Origin of the sequence: Weissella soli (genome assembly GCF_001761545.1) — a bacterium.
Taxonomy (GTDB): Bacteria; Bacillota; Bacilli; order Lactobacillales; family Lactobacillaceae; genus Weissella; species Weissella soli.
Genome location: NZ_CP017326.1, coordinates 533,104 through 555,777, shown reverse-complemented (window position 1 = coordinate 555,777; position 22,674 = coordinate 533,104). Strand labels below are relative to the sequence as shown.

Annotated in this window: 25 protein-coding genes; all 25 read right to left on the bottom strand. The window is 43.7% G+C overall.

Going from position 1 to position 22,674, the window contains the following annotated elements:
- Positions 1-24 precede the first annotated feature (24 nt).
- Positions 25-654, bottom strand: coding sequence for an HAD family hydrolase (locus WSWS_RS02665; RefSeq protein ID WP_070229818.1), 630 nt, complete (start codon positions 652-654; stop codon positions 25-27).
- Positions 655-794: 140 nt separating this feature from the next.
- Entirely contained in the window at positions 795-1,223 is a 429-nt protein-coding gene (locus WSWS_RS02660) for a pyridoxamine 5'-phosphate oxidase family protein (RefSeq protein WP_070229817.1), read from the bottom strand.
- A 143-nt stretch (positions 1,224-1,366) separates the two neighbouring features.
- Entirely contained in the window at positions 1,367-3,748 is a 2,382-nt protein-coding gene (locus WSWS_RS02655) for an endonuclease MutS2 (RefSeq protein ID WP_070229816.1), read from the bottom strand.
- An 18-nt stretch (positions 3,749-3,766) separates the two neighbouring features.
- On the bottom strand, positions 3,767-4,303 hold the full coding sequence (locus WSWS_RS02650; RefSeq protein ID WP_070229815.1) for a CvpA family protein: 537 nt from the start codon (positions 4,301-4,303) through the stop codon (positions 3,767-3,769).
- Positions 4,300-4,527, bottom strand: coding sequence for a cell division protein ZapA (gene zapA, locus WSWS_RS02645; RefSeq protein WP_070229814.1), 228 nt, complete (start codon positions 4,525-4,527; stop codon positions 4,300-4,302). Before zapA ends, WSWS_RS02650 begins: the two co-directional genes overlap by 4 nt.
- A gap of 148 nt (positions 4,528-4,675) precedes the next feature.
- Positions 4,676-5,560 (bottom strand): class II fructose-1,6-bisphosphate aldolase, encoded by an 885-nt coding sequence (gene fba / locus WSWS_RS02640; protein WP_070229813.1) that lies wholly within the window; start codon positions 5,558-5,560, stop codon positions 4,676-4,678.
- Between the two features lies 1 nt (position 5,561).
- Positions 5,562-6,167 carry a 5' nucleotidase, NT5C type gene (locus WSWS_RS02635; protein WP_070229812.1) on the bottom strand — a complete coding sequence of 202 codons (606 nt, stop codon included), beginning with the start codon at positions 6,165-6,167 and terminating at the stop codon, positions 5,562-5,564.
- A 278-nt stretch (positions 6,168-6,445) separates the two neighbouring features.
- Complete coding sequence (locus WSWS_RS02630; RefSeq protein ID WP_070229811.1) at positions 6,446-7,513, bottom strand: SepM family pheromone-processing serine protease; 1,068 nt, start codon at positions 7,511-7,513, stop codon at positions 6,446-6,448.
- A gap of 6 nt (positions 7,514-7,519) precedes the next feature.
- Positions 7,520-8,005, bottom strand: a complete 486-nt coding sequence (coaD, locus tag WSWS_RS02625) for a pantetheine-phosphate adenylyltransferase (RefSeq protein ID WP_070229810.1) — start codon at positions 8,003-8,005, stop codon at positions 7,520-7,522.
- Complete coding sequence (gene rsmD / locus WSWS_RS02620) at positions 8,005-8,562, bottom strand: 16S rRNA (guanine(966)-N(2))-methyltransferase RsmD (protein ID WP_070229809.1); 558 nt, start codon at positions 8,560-8,562, stop codon at positions 8,005-8,007. Before rsmD ends, coaD begins: the two co-directional genes overlap by 1 nt.
- 9 nt (positions 8,563-8,571) lie before the next feature.
- The gene (locus WSWS_RS02615; protein WP_070229808.1) at positions 8,572-8,886 is read right to left on the bottom strand and encodes a YlbG family protein; all 315 of its coding nucleotides are present in this window, start codon (positions 8,884-8,886) and stop codon (positions 8,572-8,574) included.
- Positions 8,886-10,175, bottom strand: coding sequence for an FtsW/RodA/SpoVE family cell cycle protein (locus WSWS_RS02610; RefSeq protein ID WP_164699420.1), 1,290 nt, complete (start codon positions 10,173-10,175; stop codon positions 8,886-8,888). The genes WSWS_RS02615 and WSWS_RS02610 overlap by 1 nt, the downstream gene beginning before the upstream one ends.
- Before the next feature lie 127 nt (positions 10,176-10,302).
- Positions 10,303-12,141, bottom strand: a complete 1,839-nt coding sequence (typA, locus tag WSWS_RS02605) for a translational GTPase TypA (RefSeq protein WP_070229806.1) — start codon at positions 12,139-12,141, stop codon at positions 10,303-10,305.
- Between the two features lie 98 nt (positions 12,142-12,239).
- Entirely contained in the window at positions 12,240-13,019 is a 780-nt protein-coding gene (locus WSWS_RS02600) for an inositol monophosphatase family protein (RefSeq protein ID WP_070229805.1), read from the bottom strand.
- A gap of 2 nt (positions 13,020-13,021) precedes the next feature.
- Positions 13,022-13,306, bottom strand: coding sequence for a UPF0223 family protein (locus WSWS_RS02595; protein WP_070229804.1), 285 nt, complete (start codon positions 13,304-13,306; stop codon positions 13,022-13,024).
- 4 nt (positions 13,307-13,310) lie between these two features.
- Positions 13,311-13,904: a peptide deformylase gene (def, locus tag WSWS_RS02590; protein ID WP_070229803.1), complete on the bottom strand. Its 594-nt coding sequence runs from the start codon at positions 13,902-13,904 to the stop codon at positions 13,311-13,313.
- Positions 13,905-13,972: 68 nt separating this feature from the next.
- A complete protein-coding gene (locus WSWS_RS02585) occupies positions 13,973-14,467 on the bottom strand; it encodes a hypothetical protein (RefSeq protein WP_070229802.1) in 495 nt (164 codons plus the stop codon).
- Between the two features lies 1 nt (position 14,468).
- On the bottom strand, positions 14,469-15,059 hold the full coding sequence (locus tag WSWS_RS02580) for a hypothetical protein (protein ID WP_070229801.1): 591 nt from the start codon (positions 15,057-15,059) through the stop codon (positions 14,469-14,471).
- 162 nt (positions 15,060-15,221) lie between these two features.
- Entirely contained in the window at positions 15,222-15,494 is a 273-nt protein-coding gene (locus tag WSWS_RS02575) for an HU family DNA-binding protein (RefSeq protein ID WP_070229800.1), read from the bottom strand.
- A 270-nt stretch (positions 15,495-15,764) separates the two neighbouring features.
- Positions 15,765-17,075 (bottom strand): ribosome biogenesis GTPase Der, encoded by a 1,311-nt coding sequence (gene der, locus WSWS_RS02570; RefSeq protein ID WP_070229799.1) that lies wholly within the window; start codon positions 17,073-17,075, stop codon positions 15,765-15,767.
- 193 nt (positions 17,076-17,268) lie between these two features.
- Positions 17,269-18,537: a 30S ribosomal protein S1 gene (gene rpsA / locus WSWS_RS02565; RefSeq protein WP_070229798.1), complete on the bottom strand. Its 1,269-nt coding sequence runs from the start codon at positions 18,535-18,537 to the stop codon at positions 17,269-17,271.
- A gap of 134 nt (positions 18,538-18,671) precedes the next feature.
- On the bottom strand, positions 18,672-19,346 hold the full coding sequence (cmk, locus tag WSWS_RS02560; protein ID WP_070229797.1) for a (d)CMP kinase: 675 nt from the start codon (positions 19,344-19,346) through the stop codon (positions 18,672-18,674).
- 104 nt (positions 19,347-19,450) lie between these two features.
- Entirely contained in the window at positions 19,451-20,038 is a 588-nt protein-coding gene (locus WSWS_RS02555) for a peptidoglycan-binding protein (RefSeq protein ID WP_070229796.1), read from the bottom strand.
- 136 nt (positions 20,039-20,174) lie between these two features.
- Positions 20,175-21,620, bottom strand: a complete 1,446-nt coding sequence (locus tag WSWS_RS02550; RefSeq protein WP_070229795.1) for a RecQ family ATP-dependent DNA helicase — start codon at positions 21,618-21,620, stop codon at positions 20,175-20,177.
- A gap of 2 nt (positions 21,621-21,622) precedes the next feature.
- Entirely contained in the window at positions 21,623-22,669 is a 1,047-nt protein-coding gene (locus WSWS_RS02545; RefSeq protein ID WP_070229794.1) for a YpbB family protein, read from the bottom strand.
- Between the last annotated feature and the right edge of the window lie 5 nt (positions 22,670-22,674).

Below are 22,674 nucleotides of genomic sequence, written 5' to 3'. Positions count from 1 at the left end.
ATTATAGACCAGCTGTAAACTAGGTTAACTATTTTTTAATGCAAACGTCAACAAATCGGCTGGTTTAGCGAAAATATAATCTGCTTCATCATTAAAAACAGACTGATCACGAACACCCCAAGCAGCCATGCCAAATGCGATACCAGCATGATGAGCTGCCGCCATATCGTGTACTGAATCGCCGATATAAATCGCTGTGGCGGGGTCCGCTTGCAAATCGGCAAGGGCCTTGAGAATTGGATCAGCGGCTGGCTTCATCTTTGGGGTTTGGCCAGCAAATACAAAATCAGTAAAATATTGGTTGATATCAAAGGCATCCGCATGGTCGGCATATTCTGTTGGTGTATTGGAGGTCACGATGCCTAACTGTTTGCCGGCAGCATCCAGTGATGACAATAATAATTGGATGTCATCGAATAAATGAACTTCCTGCCAAAAATCGTGGTAGTGGTGCTGCCACTCTTGTTGGATGACGGTTGGATTCTCAATACCGAGTTTAATCAACGAATCCAGTGAGGGTAGTCCGAATACACTGTATAATTCGTCATAACTTTTTTCAATCCCATGCGCACGTAAGGTGAAATCTAATGACTTCATGTACATTGTTTCAGTAGAAATTAATGTGCCATCAACATCGAAAATAATGGTTTCCATGGTCTCTCACTTCTCTTTTTATAATGGAATAAAACGTTTATATTTCTAAATCATTACTAATATTAACATAAAACGCAAAAAAGCGAGACTCTCATAGAGACTCTCACTTCTTGATGCTATCAAAATAAGTTGTGCAGCAACTATAGTGACGTAATTCCTTGGTGGCCAAAAATTTTGGCTGACTGAAATTTAATTTCAATGACGACAAAGTTGTCTTTGACATCACCAGCAATGGCTTCCCAATTCGGAATTTGTGCCTGAATCAAGGGTAAAATATCGCGAATTGATCGATCTGAAACGGTCGCAGTGGCTGTATTAGATGTCACCACCCCCTGGTCGACACGGGTTGGCATCGTTGCAAATGATACCTGCGCATTTTGTTCAATTTCGAATAATTTACGCGAATCAAAGGGGCTCACCGCATAAATGGTGTCGTTAAATTCAACGGGCGTAAAATAAAACATGAAGCGATTACTGGGTTGATTGTCCACTGCTGTGGCTAGATTGAACACGTGCGAATTACGCAGATAGCGCTCCATCAATTGTCGTTCTTCTGTATTTTCAAGCATGCCATACCCCTAACTAAATAACATTTCTTGTCTTACTCATCTACTGATTTTTTGTACCCATACATTTTCAGATTACCAAAGATATGACAAAGAAATGTTGTTAAGATATGTTTTTTCTGTGAACTTACAATCCGTCACTAATTCTAGCCAAGTTCAGCGTAAGTTGCACCTTGATCGGGTCCCGTGAAGTTGTAATTTTTCACTGCTCGGTGTGAGCGTAGATATTCGGTAACGCCTTTACGAATGGCACCCGTCCCTTTACCATGAATAATTTCAATTGATGATAAGTTATTTAGCAGCGCAGAATCGACAAACCGATCTAGTTTGGCCATAGCTGCGTCATAGCGCTCCCCCCGTAAATCAAGTGTTGCAGACGCATTGGCCCGATTAATTGCCTTGGCAGTGTTGACCCCATGGCTTTGGGATTTGGGCTTTTTGACAGCGCTAACCGCGGCCGTTGCTTCTTGCTTCTCGACCTCGTCGTTGGCCAAAACCATCTTCAAAATGCCCATTTGGACCTCGTACTTACCATCTTTAAGAATGCGTTTAACGACACCTTGTTGACCATACTCACGCACCAAAATAGTGTCACCAACTTTGATTGCTTGATCCTTTACCGCTTTCGCCTTACGCAGAATTCGATTATTCTCCAATGATGGTTCTTGGTGCAAGGCATTCAAGGCACCCTTCGCATCAATCAATTTGTTCGTCTTAATGCTAGCACCATCACGTTGCATCTTTTGTAAGTCTGCAATGATGCGGTCGGCCTTTTGCCGCGATTCTGCCACGAGATGGTTGGCTTCTTTCTTAGCTTCCTCAAGCGTACGGGCGCGTTGCATCTCCATCTTGTCCAACTTCTGCTCGTAGTCGTTTTTTAACTTGCGATTTTCAACGACTTGTTTTGCCAATTCAACTTGCTGACTTAAGACTTCATTGCGTCGCTCAACCAAATCCTGAATCATATCATTCAATTCTTGCGAATCATCACTCGTTAAGGACGCCGCTTGTTCGATGATATTGGCAGGCAATCCCAGTCGTTTTGAAATCTCTAAGGCGTTCGAGCGCCCGGGAATGCCTAACATAAACTTATACGTTGGTTTTAAAGTCTCGACATCAAATTCCATCGATGCATTAATCGTATCAACACGATTGTAACCGTAAACTTTTAATTCAGGATAGTGCGTCGTCGCCACCGTGTATGTTCCCTGGGCACCAACTGCATCCAGAATGGCCATCGCCAGGGCGGCACCTTCTTGCGGATCGGTTCCGGCGCCCAACTCATCAAATAAGACTAGTGATTTTGGCGTGATTTTGGCCAGAATATCCACGATGTTAACCATGTGTGAGCTAAACGTTGACAAAGATTGCTCAATTGACTGCTCATCCCCAATATCGGCAAAAATATCATCGAACAACCCCACCGTTGAGTATTCACCAACTGGAATAAATAAGCCCGATTGTGCCATAATTTGCAACAAGCCTAAAGTCTTCAAGGTGATTGTCTTACCACCAGTATTGGGACCGGTAACGATAATAGCAGTATAGTCTTCGCCAATGATAATATCATTAGCGACGGCCTTTTGCTGATCTAACAGTGGGTGTCGTGCTTGCATTAGGCGAATATGATTGTCTGGTGAATATTCGGGCTCGACGGCCTTAATTTTCACGGCATACCGCGCTTTTGCATTGACAAAATCCAAGTGGCCCAAGATTTCAGCGTTTTGTAAAATGGCATCCGCTTCCGGCCGGAGTATCTCCGATAATTCGGCCAAAACACGTTCCTCTTCATGCCGTTCTTTTAACTGATTCTCACGTAAGCGGTTGTTCATATTCACGACATCTGCTGGTTCGATATACAGTGTTTGACCTGTTTGGCTCTGATCATGGACCACCCCACCAAACTTGCTCCGGTATTCAATTTTGACCGGAATCACGTACCGATCATTGCGAATCGTCACAATCGGATCAGATAGATATTGCGCCGACTTACCACGTGTGTATTCCTGCATCTTTTGGCGAATCCCATTTTCTGTACCAGTAATTGCCTGACGAATTCGGTGTAATTCAGGGGAAGCCTCATCAGTGATCCGTCCATCCCCATCAATTGCTGTATTCACCCGCCGCGTCAATTCAGGGAGGGCCATCAAACGCGTATAGTACGGTGCCAGCGCGTCAAAATGTTCATCCTTGTCCGCTTCAAGATTTTCGAAGAAGGCGCGGACTTGACCTGCTGCAAACAAGACACGACCCACTTGTGACAATTCTGTCCCACTTAAACTAGCCGCGATTTTTAACCGTTGCATGTAGGGCTTCACATCTGCTAAACGTGGAATTGTAATCCCAGCGGCTAGCCGGAGCACCTTGGCAGCATCAGCGGTCTCTTGCAACCAACTTTGCATGTCGGTTGCATCAGACGTTGGTTGCAGTTTATTTAATTCAATTTCACCAGCAATTGTCGCTAGATATGGTCGAATCTGCTGTTTGACAGCATCATATTCTAGCGTTGCTAATACTTTGTTATTCATTTTGTTTGCCTCATTTAATTATTGTGAAATAAACCATGTGTAGATGCTCTCAGAAAGCACCGGTGTTTGATTCAAAATATATTGTGCCATTGGTGAAGAAGTCAGTTGCGTCTGTAACCAGGTGTTGGGCCAGATCCTGACGATATTCAAAATCAAAAAGATTTCAACATAAACCATCACAAGTGCTACCAGCATCCCTAATAAACGATTTAACCCACCAATCAATGGCACCTTGTTAATAAAAGTTAAACTACGATTGATTGCGCGAATGGTTAATGAACCGACGAACATGATCAGTGCAAAAGCCACCCCAGAACTAAAGAATTCGAGCGCTTTATCAGTCAGCGTACTTGGTAAGGCTGTGGTCCCTTTTATCTGAATGCCACTTAAAAAGGTGTCACTTAAAAAGGTCCCAAATCGATGGGACAATAAGGCTGCAATGACCCAAATCAAGACCCGGCCGCCCCAAACGGTGATGGTCCGCATCAAGCCAAGATGGCGACCATAGAGTGCGGCCCCGATCATCCAGATGATCATGATTGCTGATAAAATCATGTTCGATCTACCTTTGCTTGCATTTTAAGTTGATCTGATAGGGCGTTTAACGCCAATAGGATCGCTAACTCTTCCGTGCTGGCTTGCGGCCGCAAAGTTTTCAATTGCGTTAATTGCTGATTTGCTAATTCAAAAGTCGCTTTTAGATGTGCTTGGGTCTCCTCAGCTGAAATCGTATATTCTTTATCTAAGATTTGCCCGCGCACCCGATTTTTTTGTGCCATGTCATTTCTCATTTCTATAAAAACGTTACTTGTCATATTTTAACATTTACCGCATAACTTTGCAGATTGATTAGTCTGCGCAAGCTCACTTAAAAATAGCATCGAGTGTAAAACTCGATGCTATTTAGCATGATACATTCAATTAATTTTAGTTCACCTTGCCAGCAGAACCAAACACAGCAATGCGTTCTTCAACCGCAGCTTGAATCGCATCAACCCCCGGCTTCAAAAACTTACGTGGGTCATAGTTCTTACCAACTAGGTCTTCATCAGAGAGCACAAAATCACGCACAGCTTGATGAAAGGCTAACTGTGCTTCCGTATTGACGTTTACTTTGGCCACGCCATAGGTAATGGCCTCTTGAATCTGCTCGTCTGGCACTCCCGAACCTCCGTGCAAGACAATTGGCATCGGTCGACCACGGACCTCATCGATAGCTGCGCCCAATGCCTGCAAATGCGCCAATTTCAAACCAGTCCAGTTTGCAGGATATTGTCCATGGATATTACCGATACCAGCCGCCAGGTAATCCACACCAACAGCCGTCATCGCTTTTGCCTCATCGATGGAAGCAATTTCACCGGCACCGACGATACCGTCTTCTTCGCCACCGATCGAACCAACTTCGGCCTCAATCGCAATCCCCCGGCCGTGCGCCCAGCTAACTAATTCCTTAGTCTTCAGGATATTTTCTGCAATTGGTAGATCAGAGCCGTCAAACATGATTGATGTAAAACCCGCCGCCATTGCCTCTTTGGCCATTTCAAAACTACCGTGATCCAGATGAATGGCTACCGGCACGGTGATATTCAGGCCGTAGTCCAGGTTTCGCACCAGGTCAGCCACCACTTTGGCACCACCCATATATTTAATTGCACCCATTGATACCGCTACCAAGACCGGTGCTTGTTGTGCCTGGGCAGCACGTAGAATGGCTTGCGTCCATTCTAAATTGTTCGTATTGAAAGCGCCAATCGCATAGCCGTGTTCACGTGCAGTTTGAATCATTTTTGCACCAGAAACAATTGTCATCCTACTTCTCCCAATTTTCCTGTTTAAAACTATCTTGAGCACCATATAAATCGTAGTTAAACGTGCCATTAGCCTTCAGGAGCGCCTCGCGTTCGGTGCCACCATCGTTCGCAAAGGTCCGAGCCACTGCATGCAAAAAAGGAACCAACTCTTTGTCCCATGTTAACCGCTCGTCATGCCCATATTGCATCCAGATTGACCCATGCGCCTCATCATCCCATTCGGCAGCGCCATGGTATGGTCGATCGTCCAACAAGATCCCGCCATTCACCCGGGCAAACCCTTTTTCATGAGTCATGATCACCCGCTTATAAAATGGTGAATCGACATCATTACCGAAATAGTGATTTAGCCAGGCAATTTTATCCGACCATGAACTTTCATTGTGCCATGGTGCAGTTGATAAAATATACAGTTCCCAATCCTGCGCTAACGCCTGAATACCAGCGATAGCACCTGGGTAGGGTGGCAAATTTCGGAAGATGTGTGGGATTTGATCTGGCTTGGCAACCCCGAATTCATCAACATGTGCCACGTTAGCATTTAACACTGTCAAGGTATCAACCAATGTGTTATCCATATCGAGAAATAGTTTTGGTTTATGCATTTGTACTACCTATACCAATTTCATTATACTATTCATCAAACCACATTTTCACAATATTTCTGTCCCTTAATGATTATACAAATCGCATAAAAACGGGACAACCTGTGATTCATATTTATGAAAACGTTTTCCTAGATGAATTGTATATCACTATAACACAGCTATACCACTTTATCAAAATCATTTTAAAATAAAAAAATATCTGAAAAGTTTTTACAAACATAATTTTAGTTGGAAATAAAAAAATAAAGTAACTTGGACCAAGTTACTTTATCCGTTTATTGATGCGTTTCTAGATACTTAACCGCTTCTTTGAAATTTTTGACCGGTACAATTTTCATGTTTGGTGCATATTTTTTTGCAGCCTGCTTAGCTGATTGATAGTTCGTCATATGATTATCTTCATATTTCAAGATCGCTTTTGTTGGCTTGACATAAGGCGCGAAGAAAATTTTCGCACCCTCTTGACCGGCCACAATGACCTTTTTATCGATGCCACCAATTTCACCAACATTCCCATCTTTATCAATCGTACCAGTTCCTGCAATCTTACGCCCATTCGCCAAATTGACTGGTGACAAGGCATCATAAATCTCCAAAGAAAACATTAAGCCACCAGATGGACCGCCGATATCACCCATATTTGCGGAAACCTTGGTATCAGATTTCATCGTCACATTATCGGTTAACGCAATACCAATCCCCGGCGTCTTCTTAGTGCCCTGAATTTTTACCGTTTTTGCGGTCACGGTCTTGGTCTTACCATTATGTTTGTATGTCACACTCAATGCGTGCCCAATTTTACGTGAACGAATATATTTCTGGATAGCCACCGTGCTCTCCAAAGATTTGCCATCGATTTTAGTGATCGTGTCACCTACATGCAAATACTTCTTAAAGTTTGAGTCCTGTTGGATGGCCATGACATAGATGCCATTAAATTTGCGGACAAAGGTAATCCCAGCAGCCTTGTAAGCCACCGCCTTAGCCTCATTTAGGGCCGTTGCCATGTAGACTTGATTAATCTTGTAATTATCCTCTGATGTACCATCACCGTTGACTTGATAGGATGTTTCGATATCAACTTTTGGATCCAACCAACCAATAATTGCCCCAATACCGTTAACTTGTTGCAGATAGACGGCTGTAATCATGAATTCACCATCAATTTTGGGCTTTTTCTTCTCTACTTTAATAAAGTTTTGCAACCCCAATGCCTCACCTGGTGATTCAGCATACAGTGGTAGCGGCAAAATCAGTGCTAAGACTGCCGCAATTCCTAAGACAATCGCGGACCATTTGTAAATTTTGACGCGCTTTGCTTTCGCTATTTTTATTTTTTTCATATAGCATTACTTCTTTTCGAATTTTTCTTTCAGGGCGGTATATACCGGTCCTGGGACCAATGCAGAAACATCAGCGCCAAAATAGGCCACTTCTTTCAGAATCGAACTAGAAATATTTTGATTCTCAGGTTTAGCCATCAAGAAGACAGTTTCCACCCCACCAAGCCGTTCATTCATTTCGGCAATATCTCGTTCATAAAGATAATCCGCCTCATTACGGAGGCCGCGCACCATCGCGACGGCCCCAATCTTTTGCGCGAAGTTAATCGTGAGCCCATCCAGGGTCATGACTTTCACATTGCTCAACGCCGCTTCAGCGACAGACGCTTCAATCAGTGCAATCTTCTCGGCACCATTGAACAGGTACTTTTTTGACATATTGGTACCAACAGCCACAACGACTTCATCAAACATGTCTGCTGCACGTTTGACGACGTCCAAATGGCCATTTGTAAATGGATCAAAACTTCCTGGAAACAAAACTCGCCGCATTACGCTTCCCCCTCATACTGATAAATGGTTACAACTGTTATACCGTAGTCCTTACGCTTTAACAAGGAAAAGCCGGTCAGTTCATCTGGTAAATTAGCTGCTTGATCTGTTTCAGCCACAATTAAGGCCGCCGGTGCAATCAGATGATGCTGCAACAAAGTTTCCAAGTCTGCCAAGATCGTTTGTTTAGCATATGGTGGATCAAAGTATAAAATATCAAATGGTGCATGACCAATTAAGCGTTGGATGGCTGCGTCCGCAGTGGACTTGATGACTTTAAAGCGTTCAGGGGCTTTGGTGATGGTAATATTTTCATTAATCGTTTTAATGGCCGCAAACTGTCGATCCACTAAAACCGCTTCCGAAATGCCACGTGACACCCCTTCGATACTCAGGCCACCTGATCCTGCATATAAATCCAGTGAGGTCCCCCCTTCAAAATAAGGACCAATCATGCTAAAAATAGCTTCCTTGACCTTATCGGTTGTTGGTCGGGTAGCGTCGCCTGGCACTGCTTTTAATGGCCGCCCACCAAATTCTCCACTTACAATGCGCATGTTATACCTCTATAATTCTTCATCCGTAATTGGATTTTCGTCTGCTAAATCTTCATCATCAATCGCAAATTCGATATTTTCATTATCACTACCAACCGTTGTATCAACTTCTGGCCAATTAGAAATTTCTACCGATGCGACAAAGCCCAGCCGATCAATCAACTTTGCTTTTTGTTCAATTTCATCATCATTCATATAAATGATGGCGTATTTTGCAGCGTCCGAAATGTATTTTACAATCCCAAAACGTCGTAATTGGCGTGCTTGACGCGTGTTATGCAAATGCACAATTAACGCCCGCCGTGGTGTTATTTCAAAACTCATCACTCTTTACCTTCATTTTTTTCTTGGTTGTCTTCCTTAATACGGCGGATAACACTCAGCACGACACCCATCGCCATGCCTAACGATACCGCTGATGAGCCACCAGCTGATATAAAAGGAAATGTAATTCCTGTAATCGGCAAAGTGCCCGTCACACCACCTAAATTGATGATGATTTGCAACATAAGATATGCGGCAACGCCAATTAGGAGGAGTCGGAAATTCATATTTTTGGTCTGGAAAGACCAGTAGATAATCCGGAAAACAATATACAATAAGATGGCTAATATCACAAATACGCCGATGACACCGACTTCTTCACCGACAATGGCCATGATAAAGTCCGTGTTAGCTTCCGGCAAGGAACCATTTTTTTGTAAACTGTCACCCAACCCACGGCCAAACCAACCACCATTACTCATCGCATAGTATGAATTAATGATTTGTGTCCCGCTCGAATCAGCAGAAGCCCAGGGGTCTAGAAACGCGGTCAAACGATTAGCTTGGTACGGCTGCATCCAAGAGGTGACCAGATGGGTGAAATTTGGCAATATCCAATAATAGCCAGTTGCAATTAACGCAATGATAGCAACTACCTTGACCAAATGATTCCTAAAAATACCTGAACTTAAAGCAATAATCGCAAGAATACCAGTGGTGACTAAGATACCACCCATGTCTGGAAACAAAAACAAGAAACCTTCCCCTATGAAAAAGGCCAAAAGGGGCCCCTTTCTGACATGCGTGACGAACTGGAGTAGATCTCGTAACATGAACTTTGGATCGTGGATAAATCGTCGGAGCTTAGGCACGATACCCTGCACCTCAGCTGAATAAACAGGTGGCTGCTTGTAAAATGAACGCTCACTACTGAAATAACTCGAAAATAACAAGACTAGCGCCACTTTAAAAAATTCTACTGGCTGAATACTTACTCCAGTTAACCGGATCCACCCTTTAGCCCCATTGATTGCTGGTTGAAACATCGCGATAAAGAATAAAAACAAGGAAATGCCAATCCCTGCCCAACCAAAGGTCTCACCGCGTGATCGAAAATTGATAGGTAGCCGATAGATCGCCACTAAGATTGCAAGGGCCACTATATCAAACCCCATTTGTTTAAAGAGCGTTCCGGTTGGATCGTCAGTAATTGGGGTTGCGTTGGCTACTGCAACCATACCAATACCATACATCGCTAGGATCATAGTAATTAACGGTAAATCCAATCCCCGAAAAAACCGTTGGCCACGGTGCTTTTTTGGCTTTGATTGTTCATTTGGAACTTGCATCATCAGCCCCCTCATTATGTCTTATTTTTGAATACAATTACTCCAATTTTAGCATAATAAAAAAGCCAACACGCGAATGCCTGCTGACCTTTAAATTTTTCATAAGAATACTAATTCACTTTGAAAATTAACCTTGAGAAGCCATCTTCTTACGCTTAGAAGCCTTCTCACGTTCTGATGTATTCAAAATTTGCTTACGAATACGAACGCTTTCAGGTGTAACTTCAACATATTCGTCTTCATTCAAGAATTCCATTGAAGCTTCAAGATCCATGATACGTGGTGTCTTGATGCTTGCAGTTTGGTCCTTGTTTGATGAACGCACGTTTGATTGTGGCTTTGGCTTAGTAACGTTAACTGAGATGTCATTGTCACGTGAGTTCATACCAACGATCATACCTTCGTAGACGTCCACACCGGCACCAACGAACATTTGACCACGATCTTCAACACCCATGATGGCGTAGTTAGTCGTTGAACCTTGCGTAATTGAAACCAAAGCTCCATTACGACGTCCTGGTTGCCAGTTCTTAATCACTGGACGGTACTCTGAATACGTGTGGTTGTAGATACCATATCCACGAGTCAAAGTCATGAATTCAGTAGCAAACCCAATCAAACCACGTGAAGGTGCCATGTAAGTCAAACGAGTTTGACCATTACCAACAGATTCCATGTTTTGCATTTCACCCTTACGTTGGTTCAAGGCGTCAATGACCCCTGAAGCCCATTCGTCTGGTGTGTCAATTTGAACTGATTCAAATGGTTCTGAAGTCACCCCATCAATATCACGATAGATAACTTCTGGACGTGAAGCTTGCAATTCGAAGCCTTCACGACGCATTGTTTCAATCAAGATTGACAAGTGCAATTCACCACGACCTGAAACTAACCAAGCACCGGCAATACCAGTGTCTTCAACACGCAATGACACGTCAGTTTCCAAGGCACGTTCCAAACGATCTTGAATTTGACGAGCAGTCACAAACTTACCTTCACGACCAGCGAATGGTGAGTCATTTTGACGGAAAGTCATTTGCAAAGTAGGTTCGTCGATGTGCAAGATTGGCAAAGCTTCTGGGTGAGAAGCGTCAGCCACAGTTTCACCAACGTTGATATCATCCATACCGGCCAAAGCAATCAAGTCACCGGCCAAGGCTTCTTCAATTTCGACACGATCCAACCCAATGAAACCAAATAACTTAGTAACACGGAATGTCTTAGTTGATCCATCAAGCTTCATCAATTCAACGTTGTCACCAACCTTGATCTTTCCACGCTTCACACGGCCAATACCAATACGACCAACGAAGTCGTTATAGTCCAACATAGCCACTTGGAATTGTAGTGGTTCATCTGAGTTATCAACTGGCGCTGGGATGTGCTCGAAGACCAACTTGAAGATTGGGTCCATCGTGTGCTCTTGAGTTTCAAGAGCTGGATCCAATGATGATGTTCCGTTCATAGCTGAAGCAAAGACCACTGGGAAGTCAATGTCGTCTGAACCCAATTCGATGAACAAGTTCATCACTTCATCAACAACTTCTTCAGGACGAGCACCTGGACGGTCAATCTTGTTAACCACAACGATTGGTGTCAAGTTTTGTTCGAAAGCCTTCTTCAAAACGAAACGTGTTTGTGGCATTGTACCTTCAAAGGCATCAACAACAAGCAAAACACCGTCAACCATACCCATGATACGTTCAACTTCTCCACCGAAGTCCGCGTGACCTGGTGTGTCCAAGATGTTGATTTGCTTGTCGCCAAGTCGAACGGCTGTGTTCTTTGAAAGAACCGTGATACCACGTTCCTTTTCAATATCGTTGGTGTCCATGGCACGGTCATCAATCTCCGTACGAGAGTCCAACGTATCTGATTGCTTCAACAACTCATTAACCAAAGTTGTCTTACCGTGGTCGACGTGGGCAATGATTGCGATGTTACGAATGTTTTCGCGAGTAGCCAAAATTCTTTTCTCCTTCGACGTATACGTCACTAATTAACAATGTTTAATAACAACTTAGAAAAACGAGCCGAATGCACGACCCGTCATTGCCAGACCTATCATTTCTGTTGAATCTGAATGATATCATCAAAGGCTTTTTCATTTGCTGTCAGAACTACCCCTGATTGTAGCACATTTAGCGTACTACCGTCAATCGTTCCGTTGGTCAATCCAAGTGCCTGACTTAATAAAACGCCCGCGGCGAAATCCCACGGCTTCATGTAACTAATATATCCAACCGCCCGACCGGTTAATAATCGTAAGTATGAAATCCCTGCTGATCCATAGACACGATAGCCCAAAGCGGCCTTGGCGATTTCTGGGAAACCATACTGTTCATACAACAAACGTGCGCCTGATAAAACAATCAATCCATCCGCCAGACTTTCCAAATTAGGCTTTTCTAAGCGTTGTTCATCTAAAAACACACCGTACTCCGGGCCACCATGCACAATTTGATTATTAGCGACATCCATAATCCAGGCCATCACTGGCTGGCCATCTTCATAGTATGCCAGCATAGATGCGAATTCAGCATGTTGCTTCACAAAATTCATGGTGCCATCGATTGGGTCCACAAACCAAACATGACCATCCATATCAGTCACGCGATCGCCAAGCCCTTCTTCGCCAAGAATTTTGGCTTGCGGGTCAAAGGTGCGAATCGCTTCAACATAGAATTGTTCTGTTTCCCGATCAACATTGGTCACGAGATCACGATGATTCGATTTTGTTTCGATCGTCATCTTTTGGGTAAGTCGCTTCATCACATGTGTTTGCATGTCATGCATCCAACCACTGACCGTCTTATCTAGTTTTGTTAACTGCACTGTGTTCATGGCTAACCCTCCATGATTACGCGCTTCGTTTGCGCATTGCGCGCCGTAGTGATTGTGCGATAGATACTATAGCTTGATTCGCTACAAAACGCGCGATCTAATTGCTTTTCTTCTGCTTTACTAGGAACGACTTGCTTGAACTGATCATAGGCCAGTAATAGTTCGTCACGGTTCACACCGCCCTCGTACGCGTTGGCAACTGCCGTGTATAAGTTACTCACGGTGATAATGTCTTGCGTTGACCAGCCATCTAACATCGGGTATTTAAAATTTTTATCACCAGCCATGCGCTTACCCAATGTATTTCGTGTTGTCGATGGTGTCCCATGGATCTTGTTTATTAATGTGATCATAGTACAACGTGCCATGTAAGTGGTCGATTTCGTGTTGGAAAACGATTGCTGGGTAACCCTCTAACTTAATTTCCTGGGTCGCACCAGTTTCATCTTGGTACTTAACCGTGATTCGATTTGCTCGTGGCACATAACCAGGTAAATCTTCATCAACTGACAAGCACCCCTCACCCATCGTCAGGGCGGCATGCTTGACTGATTGTCGGGTAATCACTGGGTTGATGATGACACCTTTAAAGGCGTAAAGTTCATCTTCTGGCAAATCGTCCCGGTTTTCGAGCTCTTCCAAGTCTTCATTTGGAATCAAGATCGCTGAGTACATCTTAGCAATCCCAACCTGTGGTGCGGCCAAACCGACCCCTGGACGCAAACCGTACTTTTCGTTCTCATCTTCATCTTGGCTGACAACCAGATATTCCATCATACTCTTCATCGCCTGTTGATCTTCTTCAGTCAAAGGAAATTCAACTTTGGCTGCATATGTACGCAAAACGGGGTCACCGTCTCGTACGATGTCTTTCATTAAATACATCTTGGGGTACTCCTTCAAAAGTTTCTTAAATTATTATGCCTGTTTTTTAGGGTTTCTTCAATCTATTTTCACTGCTGCAAAGTCTGATTCAAACGCCGCAAATCACGAATATAGGCGGCTGTTTGCTCATTGACAACGTGTGCAACATCAATATGTAAAATCGGTTTGACTTGATCAAACCAAACATCTGTCGAATGAATCGCTGTATCTGTCGAGGCTGAAACCAAGTGGTGGTCAGCCACATAGTGATCTAAAGCACGATCAAGTTCGATTTTTAACTGCGTCGGCTCAACTTTAGTCGTCACTGGGATCTGAAACTCAAATGCCATCACATTGTGGCCCCAAATATTAGCAACCAAGGTCGACGTCAAGCGTTCATCTGCATTTGAGACACCAAGCCTTGCATAAAATTTAGGTAACACTTCTTGCATCGCCGTGTTAACCAGGTGTTGGGAAGCGACAATGAGCTTTTCGGTTTCCTTTTTGCCATTTTGTCGCACCAGCCGCCGGACTATCAAAATCACAATGACGCCAACCAGCAAACCCAATAAAACCAATTTCATATTATTGCTCCATATAAACGTGTAGAATTCGCTCCGTTTTCTCATTCAAAAAATCAAGAAACCGTTTTTCGTGATTCATCGTATATGACATACGTAGTGAACGGAAGGTCATTGAAAGCTTGATGAGTTCGTGTTGCAGTTGGTCAGTTGATGTCGGATTTTCTGGTAAAGTTCCAAATTGCGCTAACATTGTAAAATCATTAAAGGCCTTGATGATATTAAGATCAGTGGTGACGACTGCGAAATTTTCGGTTTGTCGATCCTCTAAGCTAACTGCTGCAAGTGCTTCGATGATGGTTGCTAGGATCACCTCATACTCTGAACTATAGCTTGGGTATAGATGTGCCCCTTGTTCGGCAACCGTCTCATGTGACAGAATCAAGAAACTACCTACCCCAACATTGTCGGTACGGTCATACTTGCCTGCCACAAAAATATAATGTGCATACTCACTTGGGACAGTCGTGTTCAATTCATTTGCACGGGTCACTTCTTCAGGTGTGTTGGTCGGGACATAAGCTCGTCGAAACCGTTTCTTCACACCACTAAATTTACTGGTGAGCCGTTGCAAAAGCGACTTTTTTTCTGTCATATCAAGAATCCCCATTTTTCAGTTCATATTACTATAATCATATCAGATTTTGGGGTAAATAAGCAGGTCGTGCTCATTTGTTGGTTAATAAATAAAAAGGCACTTCCTTAATATGGAAGTGCTTTTTACTAACATTTCTGTTATTTTTGGAGGCACAAAGTCTTACTTGACAGCGTCCTTCAATCCCTTACCAGGCTTAAAAGCAGGGATTTGTGATGCAGCAATCTTAATCTCTTCACCAGTTTGTGGGTTACGTCCAGTACGTGCTGCACGTGTGCGCACTTCAAAAGTACCGAAACCGATCAATTGAACCTTTTCACCCTTTGCCAACAAATCTGAAATTGCTGTAAAAGTAGCGTCAACTGCAGTAGTTGCATCCTTCTTGCTGAAGCCTGCTTCAGCGACCTTGTTGATCAAGTCCTGCTTGTTAGCCATGAGACTTATCCTCCCAAAATTTTGTGTATACACAATTTTCTATTACATAAGAACAGTTCCTTATGACGCTTTATAATATAACAAATTAATACCTTCGATGCAAGTTATTTATGTTTTAAAACGTTGATATCATGCGGTTTGTAAGCATTTTTACAAATTTGCCTACAAAAAAACACATCTCAATGTCAGATTTAAGACTTTCAATGTGTTTTTTGATGTGATTTTTAAGTTAGCTGGTTTCGTAAAATCAAATAACCATTGTTTCTTTGATTAAGTACGCGCACGCTTGATAATCTTAATTGGCGTACCCGTAAAATCAAAGGCTTTACGAATTTGATTTTCGAGGAAACGTTCATATGAGAAATGCATCAATTCTGGATCATTCACGAACACCACAAAGGTTGGTGGTTGCACTGTCACTTGAGTGGCATAGTAGACGCGCAAACGCTTACCATTCATATTAGGCGCTGGATTCAAGGCCAAGGCATCCATCAACACATCGTTCAAAGTTGATGATTGAATACGACGTTGATGATTGTCGTTAACTTGCTTAATCATCGCTGGCAACTTATCCAAACGTTGCTTTGTTTTCGCAGAAACGAACACAATTGGCGCATAGGCCAAGTACTGGAACTCACTCCGAATCAGGTCTTCAAAGTCCTTCATCGTATGATTATCTTTTTCAAGCGTATCCCACTTATTAACGACGATAATGATCGCACGCCCAGCTTCATGCGCGTAGCCAGCGACGTGCTTGTCTTGTTCACGAATACCTTCTTCGGCATTCAAAACCATCAAAACGACGTTAGAATCATCGATGGCACGCATCGCACGCATCACGGAATACTTTTCAGTATTTTCATAGACCTTACCACGCTTACGAATTCCGGCGGTATCGACCATTGTAAATTCATCGCCGTCTGGTGTCGTAAACTTGGTATCAATCGCATCACGCGTGGTACCAGCAATATCTGAAACAATCACTCGATCTTCACCAAGCATGGCATTGACCAATGATGACTTTCCAACATTGGGCCGCCCGATAAATGAGAAACGAACTGTGTCATCATCTTGCCCATCAGCATCACTTGGGAAGTGAGCAACGATGGCATCCAACAAATCACCCATACCGGTTTTGTGAGTACCTGAAATCGGGAACGGATCCCCAAAGCCTAATGCATAGAAGTCAAAAATGTCATTACGCATTTCAACGTTATCGACTTTATTAACCGCTAAAACAACTGGCTTATCTGAACGATACAAAATTTTAGCGACTTGTTCGTCAGCATCAGTTAGGCCTTCACGACCACTCACCATAAAGATAATCACGTCGGCTTCATCAATTGCAATTTCAGCTTGTTGCTTAATTTCAGACATGAATGGTTCATCACTCATCTCGATTCCACCCGTATCAATCATACGGAATTCACGAGTTAACCATTCTGCACGTGCATAAATTCGATCACGTGTCACACCAGGAATATCTTCAACGATTGAAATTCGATCACCGACAATATTGTTGAAGATGGTTGACTTTCCGACGTTAGGTCGCCCAACAATGGCGACAACTGGATAGGCCATATCTACCTCATTTCTATGTCATCACGACATACTAGACTTAACCATCTACACCTTTACTGCGATGGTTACATAACAATCCATTATAGCACAATTTCCGAACGCATTTCCCGGAACAATGCTTTGTTTCCATAGAATAAAAAATAGCTAGCACATAGTATGCCAGCTATTTTATAACTATGCTTTAATTAAAAGATTAGTCAAAATCCTTCAAGTTGAACAAGTCACCCAAAGTGGCTGAACCCTCTTCTTCAGTAGTTGAGTAGTTCATAGGCGCGTTGTTACGACGGTTGTTGTTACCACCGCGACGGTTTCCACCGTTGTTGCTACGACGCTCTCCACTATTGTTGTTACTGTTGTTGCTGCTGCTACGTTCTTCACGTGCAGGTGCCTCTTGCAATGCCTTGATTGACAATGACAAACGTTGCTTGTCAGGGTTCACATCAAGAACCTTAACTTGAACCTTTTCACCGGCCGTCAAAACATCAGAAGGGTTTTCTACGTGCTTGTGTGAGATTTGTGACACGTGGACCAAACCTTCAACACCAGGGAATACTTCGACGAATGCACCGAAGTCTACCACACGCTTAACAGTTCCTTCAAGAACAGTTCCTTCTGGAGCTTCTTCAGCAGCCTTTTGCCAAGGACCAGGTTGTGTAGCCTTGATTGACAATGAGATACGCTCTTTGTCCTTATCCAAGCCCAAAACCTTAACCTTAACTACTTCGCCAACTGACAAAACATCTGAAGGTTGTGAAACGCGTTCGTGTGAAATTTCTGACACGTGAACCAATCCATCAACACCGCCCAAGTCGATGAAGGCACCAAAGTTAGTCATACGAGCAACCTTACCTTCAACAACATCACCAACAGCCATCGTATCAAAGATACGTGCCAATGCTGCTGAGCGTTCTTCGTTCAATACGTCACGACGTGACAAGATCAAACGATTTTCTGATGCATTCAATTCGATGATCTTTGCCTTAACAGTTTGACCCTTGTATTGGTTCAAATCTTGGACAAAACGGTTTTCGATCATTGATGCAGGGATAAATCCACGAACACCATTAACATCGACAACCAAACCACCCTTAACGACTTGAGAAACAGGTGCTTCAACAATTTCACCTTCGGTAAGCTTGCTTGCAGCTTCTTCCCAAGCACGACGAGCATCAAGGGCCTTCTTTGACAAGATGTATGAGTAACCAGTAGTTTCTGAAGTTACTGGCATCTTAACTACTGCCTCAATCTTGTCGCCAACCTTGACTAAGTCCTCGACGTTAGCGTCACGGTCTGAAGTCAACTCGCGTACAGGGATAACACCCTCTACACCAGTGCCATCGATACCAATAACCACTTGACGGTCGTTGTCGATTGCCAAAACTTCACCCGTGACAACAGCACCAACTTCAACAGTTGGTTGCGCGTCAAGAGCTGCTAATAGCTCGTTGTTCTCTTCGTTCATTACAATAAATCCTCCTGGTCACACGACTCTACTCACTATTATACGTGATGATACCCGCAAATACTAGTAGTTTAGTGTGACTTTTTCAACATTAATCCTAGATGGATGACGGGTATCTAGGTTCCCGTTACAGGTTACTTTCCAACCTTTTCAGCGATGATTTGCTTAACTGCATCAACCACACCGTCAATAGATAGTCCCGTAGTATCTAATTCTACCGCATCTGCCGCTTTTTTTAAAGGACTAATTTCACGATGTGAATCCAAGTAGTCCCGCTTCTCAACTGCTGCTTCAATTTCTGCCAGTGTTTCGGTCATTCCCTTAGCTTGATTTTCCTTGAAACGACGTAAGGCCCGCTCCTTGACTGAAGCAATCAAGAATACCTTGACCTCAGCGTCTGGTAAGACCGTGGTGCCAATATCACGCCCATCCATGACAACCCCACCCTGGGCTGCAATCTGCCGTTGTTGGGCAACCATCGCCGTCCGAACTGCGCCATATGAAGCAACAGCTGAGACATTGCCCGTCACGGCATTAGAACGAATGTCATCAGTGACTTCTTCACCGTTTAAGAACACTTTTTGGACTGGGTTGCCTGGTGCAAACGAAATTTCAAGATGGGGGAGTAAGGCAATCACATCCGCCTCCGCTGCAGGATTAACGCCTTGCTTCAAAGCTGCCAAGGTAACTGATCGATACATCGCCCCAGTATCCACGTACACAAAATTTAAATCTGTCGCTAAAATTTTAGCAATCGTTGATTTACCAGCTGATGCCGGTCCATCAATCGCAATTTGTATTGGTTCCATATTTTTACACTCGTTTCTAGGATGATGTTCCACCTGAATATTTACCTTACTTAGTCTATCAAAAAAGGACACAACTGCAAACAGTTGTGCCCTTTGAACTTTGTTTATTTGACCCGGAGGCTCTTACCATAGTAACTAGTGTAATTACTAGCTGTTAGCCCACTGTTCAGGGTGTACAAAGCTTCTGGCGTGGTATCGTGACTCACCGCAAAACTATATAAAGTGCCTGATGAAAAGACCGCCGTTGTACCGGTTGAACTAGAACTAGAACTAGATGCGCTCGCGCTGCTAGCTGCGGAACTACTCTTAGCCAATGACGCTGACTTTGCCTTAGCAACTGATTCAGACTTCGCTTTTGCCTCGGAAGCTGACGTAGCTTTCTTCTCAGAAGATGCCTTTTGGGCTGCCTTCTTCTCAGACTTAGTGACCTTATCAACCTTACTAATTGAGGTGGTTGTCTTGGCAGATGATAGTGCCGAAATTGCCGTGGTGTTATTAGGCTTGTTAAGTTCTTGCAAGTAGTTATAGATTGGAATAAACGACAAAATCATGATGATCGTGACAAACAATCCCACAATCACGCTGACTTGACGTGACTTGCGACGATTGGCTGAACGAGAATATTTTTGAGCCGGTTCTTCACTTGAAAATGAAGCCTCCCAGGGCTTTGATTCTTTGTCATGCTTGTCCATTTTGTTCGGCCTCCAAACTGATTCGGTGTGGCAAATCATGCTATATATTCGCAAATAGCAGTATCCTCACCACCTTATTTACTAAACATTAATTTAGCACATATCCCAGTTTGCTCCTATCAAAAACGGCTTGTCTTTACTTTATATTAAACAGTTTATCAATTTTTTGTTGCCAGCTGGGTCTTGCATCGCTGGTATCGGTTACGGTGATCGGCTGACGCATTAATCCCAAATTTTGGATATCCGCCACTGTCAGGACGCCTTGGCCTTCATGGTGAACATCCCCACTAACTGGCTCATCAAAAGTCGTTAAAAGCTCATCCCGCAGCCCACTGGTAAGGGTGACATAATGCAAGAGGTGTTGTAACTCATTTAAACGCTCCCGTAAGCGCCGCGCAAAGATGGCACTGGCGGCACTGGCCGAGATATTTTGACTTTGATAATAGTGAATAAGTTCAAGCTGCGTGGCATCTAACAATGTCTCGTCGATTTGTTTACCATACACCTGTGTCACAGTCTGTTCACTCGGAATGGTACTCCTAATCATATCTAATTGTAAACGTTCATCCCCTGGCACATACAGTTGAATCGCAATCGACGACTGGCCATCACGTCCTGCCCGGCCAAATTCTTGCACGTAATCAGCCATGGAGCGACTTAAATGATAATGAATCACATAGCGAATATCATTTTTATCAATCCCCATGCCAAAGGCCGAAGTCGCTGTAATAACATCCAACTCATCTTGCATAAACTGTTGCTGAATCGTAAAGCGCGCTACGGCATCTAGCCCAGCATGATACGCTGCCACCCGTAGATCAGTATGGTCGTTCAACCAACCGGCCATACTCGTCGCGAGTTTACGTGACGCAAAATAGATCACACCCGGGCCTCGTAATTGCTGCACCAATCGGCGGACTTCTTCTCGTTTTTGGCCTTCATTATCCAGGGTCGTTGTTTGCAGATAGATATTTTCACGATTGACTGATAGCCGGACTATTTTGGTGTGTTGCACATCCAGCTGCATCACCGTTAGCATACTTGCCAACATCTTTTGTGTTGCAGTTGCCGTCAATAGTAACAATTGGGGTCGGTTTAATTGTGCATGGATAGCAGCTAATTGTAAGTATTCCGGCCGAAAATCGGGTCCCCAAGAAACAATCGTATGGGCTTCATCTACAACCATCAGATTAATCTGCACTTGACGTAGCGCCCGTTGAATGCTGGGATTAGTCAACATTTCTGGCGAGACAAAAATATAGTGAAAATCGCCTAAATGGCGTAATACATCCGTACGTGTTTGCTGATCAAGGGTTGAATTTAAGGCAATCGCTTTCGCCTCACCTAAAAAATTGAGCCGGCCCACTTGATCTTGCATTAAGGATAAGAGGGGACTGACAATCAATACCACCCCAGGCCGTAAAGAACCCATCATTTGATAAATCAATGACTTCCCACCCCCTGTTGGTAAAATACCAACGACATTCTGACCGGCAATCAAGGCCTCTAAAATTGCCGCTTGACCAGGTTTAAATTCATTGAACCCAAACCGTTCTTTGAGAACTTTATTCAAATTTGTCATCGCTACTTACCTTCTTCTTTGCTACGGTAAATTTCATAGAGCCGAAACAAAGTGAACTCCATGGGATTATCTGATTGACGGACCGTGTGAAACTGCCACTTCGCTATGGGACCCGTTAATCGTTGATTAAAGTAAGTCATGACCTCATCCGTCAAGAATTGCCGATAGGGAAATTGCTCTATCGGCAATAAAATAGCCGCCATCAGCCAATGTTCCCGGATCGTACTCATTTTAATGTGTCGCTGAGCCGCCGATTGTGCTGGTGGTATTCCAGCGATTAACTCGTGATAACTCAACTGCGCTTGGCGTGATAAGCGCGTTTTTGGTGTTAAGATTTCCCATAACAGCCGTAATGGTTGCTGGGCTGCGTCGGCCAGTTGCGCTGACCACTCAGCGTAGCGATCAAGTTCCCAAAACTGTCGATCTTGATCTGTCCAACTAACAGGGAAATCGATTTGATCTAGTAAGGTACCAGGCACCGTATGCCCCACCCACCGTGCAGTGAGACGATTAGCTGTTTGTTCATCAAGTGTCGCTAGATAGGATAATAAATCGTTTTTCCACCGCACAGCTAAATCATCAGCATAGACCTGCCGATACCATTTTTTTACTTGCATCATCGTGCCGTAATTAATTTGTAATGGATAATAGCGGGTATTGTCATATGAAAATTCAGAGACGACTTGATTGGCTAATAAAAACCCATCACGAAAATTAACCACATCGTATTGCGACCAGAGATCTAGGTGTTGCGGAAAATAATGTGCTTGCATGAACTCTTTTTGGGCGGTCTGGCCGGCACGCGTGAGGATAAAAATGCCCGTTGTTGAGGTATCGGCAATTAATCCTGCGTGAAGCAACCGGTTGAGTCGTTGGTCAAACTGGGGTTTCGTCAATTTTGGCTCGAGGCCCATAATTGGCAAGAGTCCATAACGTAGCCCAAAGTACAGGCTGGAGACAGTCGATTGGTTCGTCAGTAAATGAAAAATCACCCGGTTTCGGCGCGCTTCTTCCGCCGAAAACAAGGTGATTAAGTAATCATCCGTCATAGTGG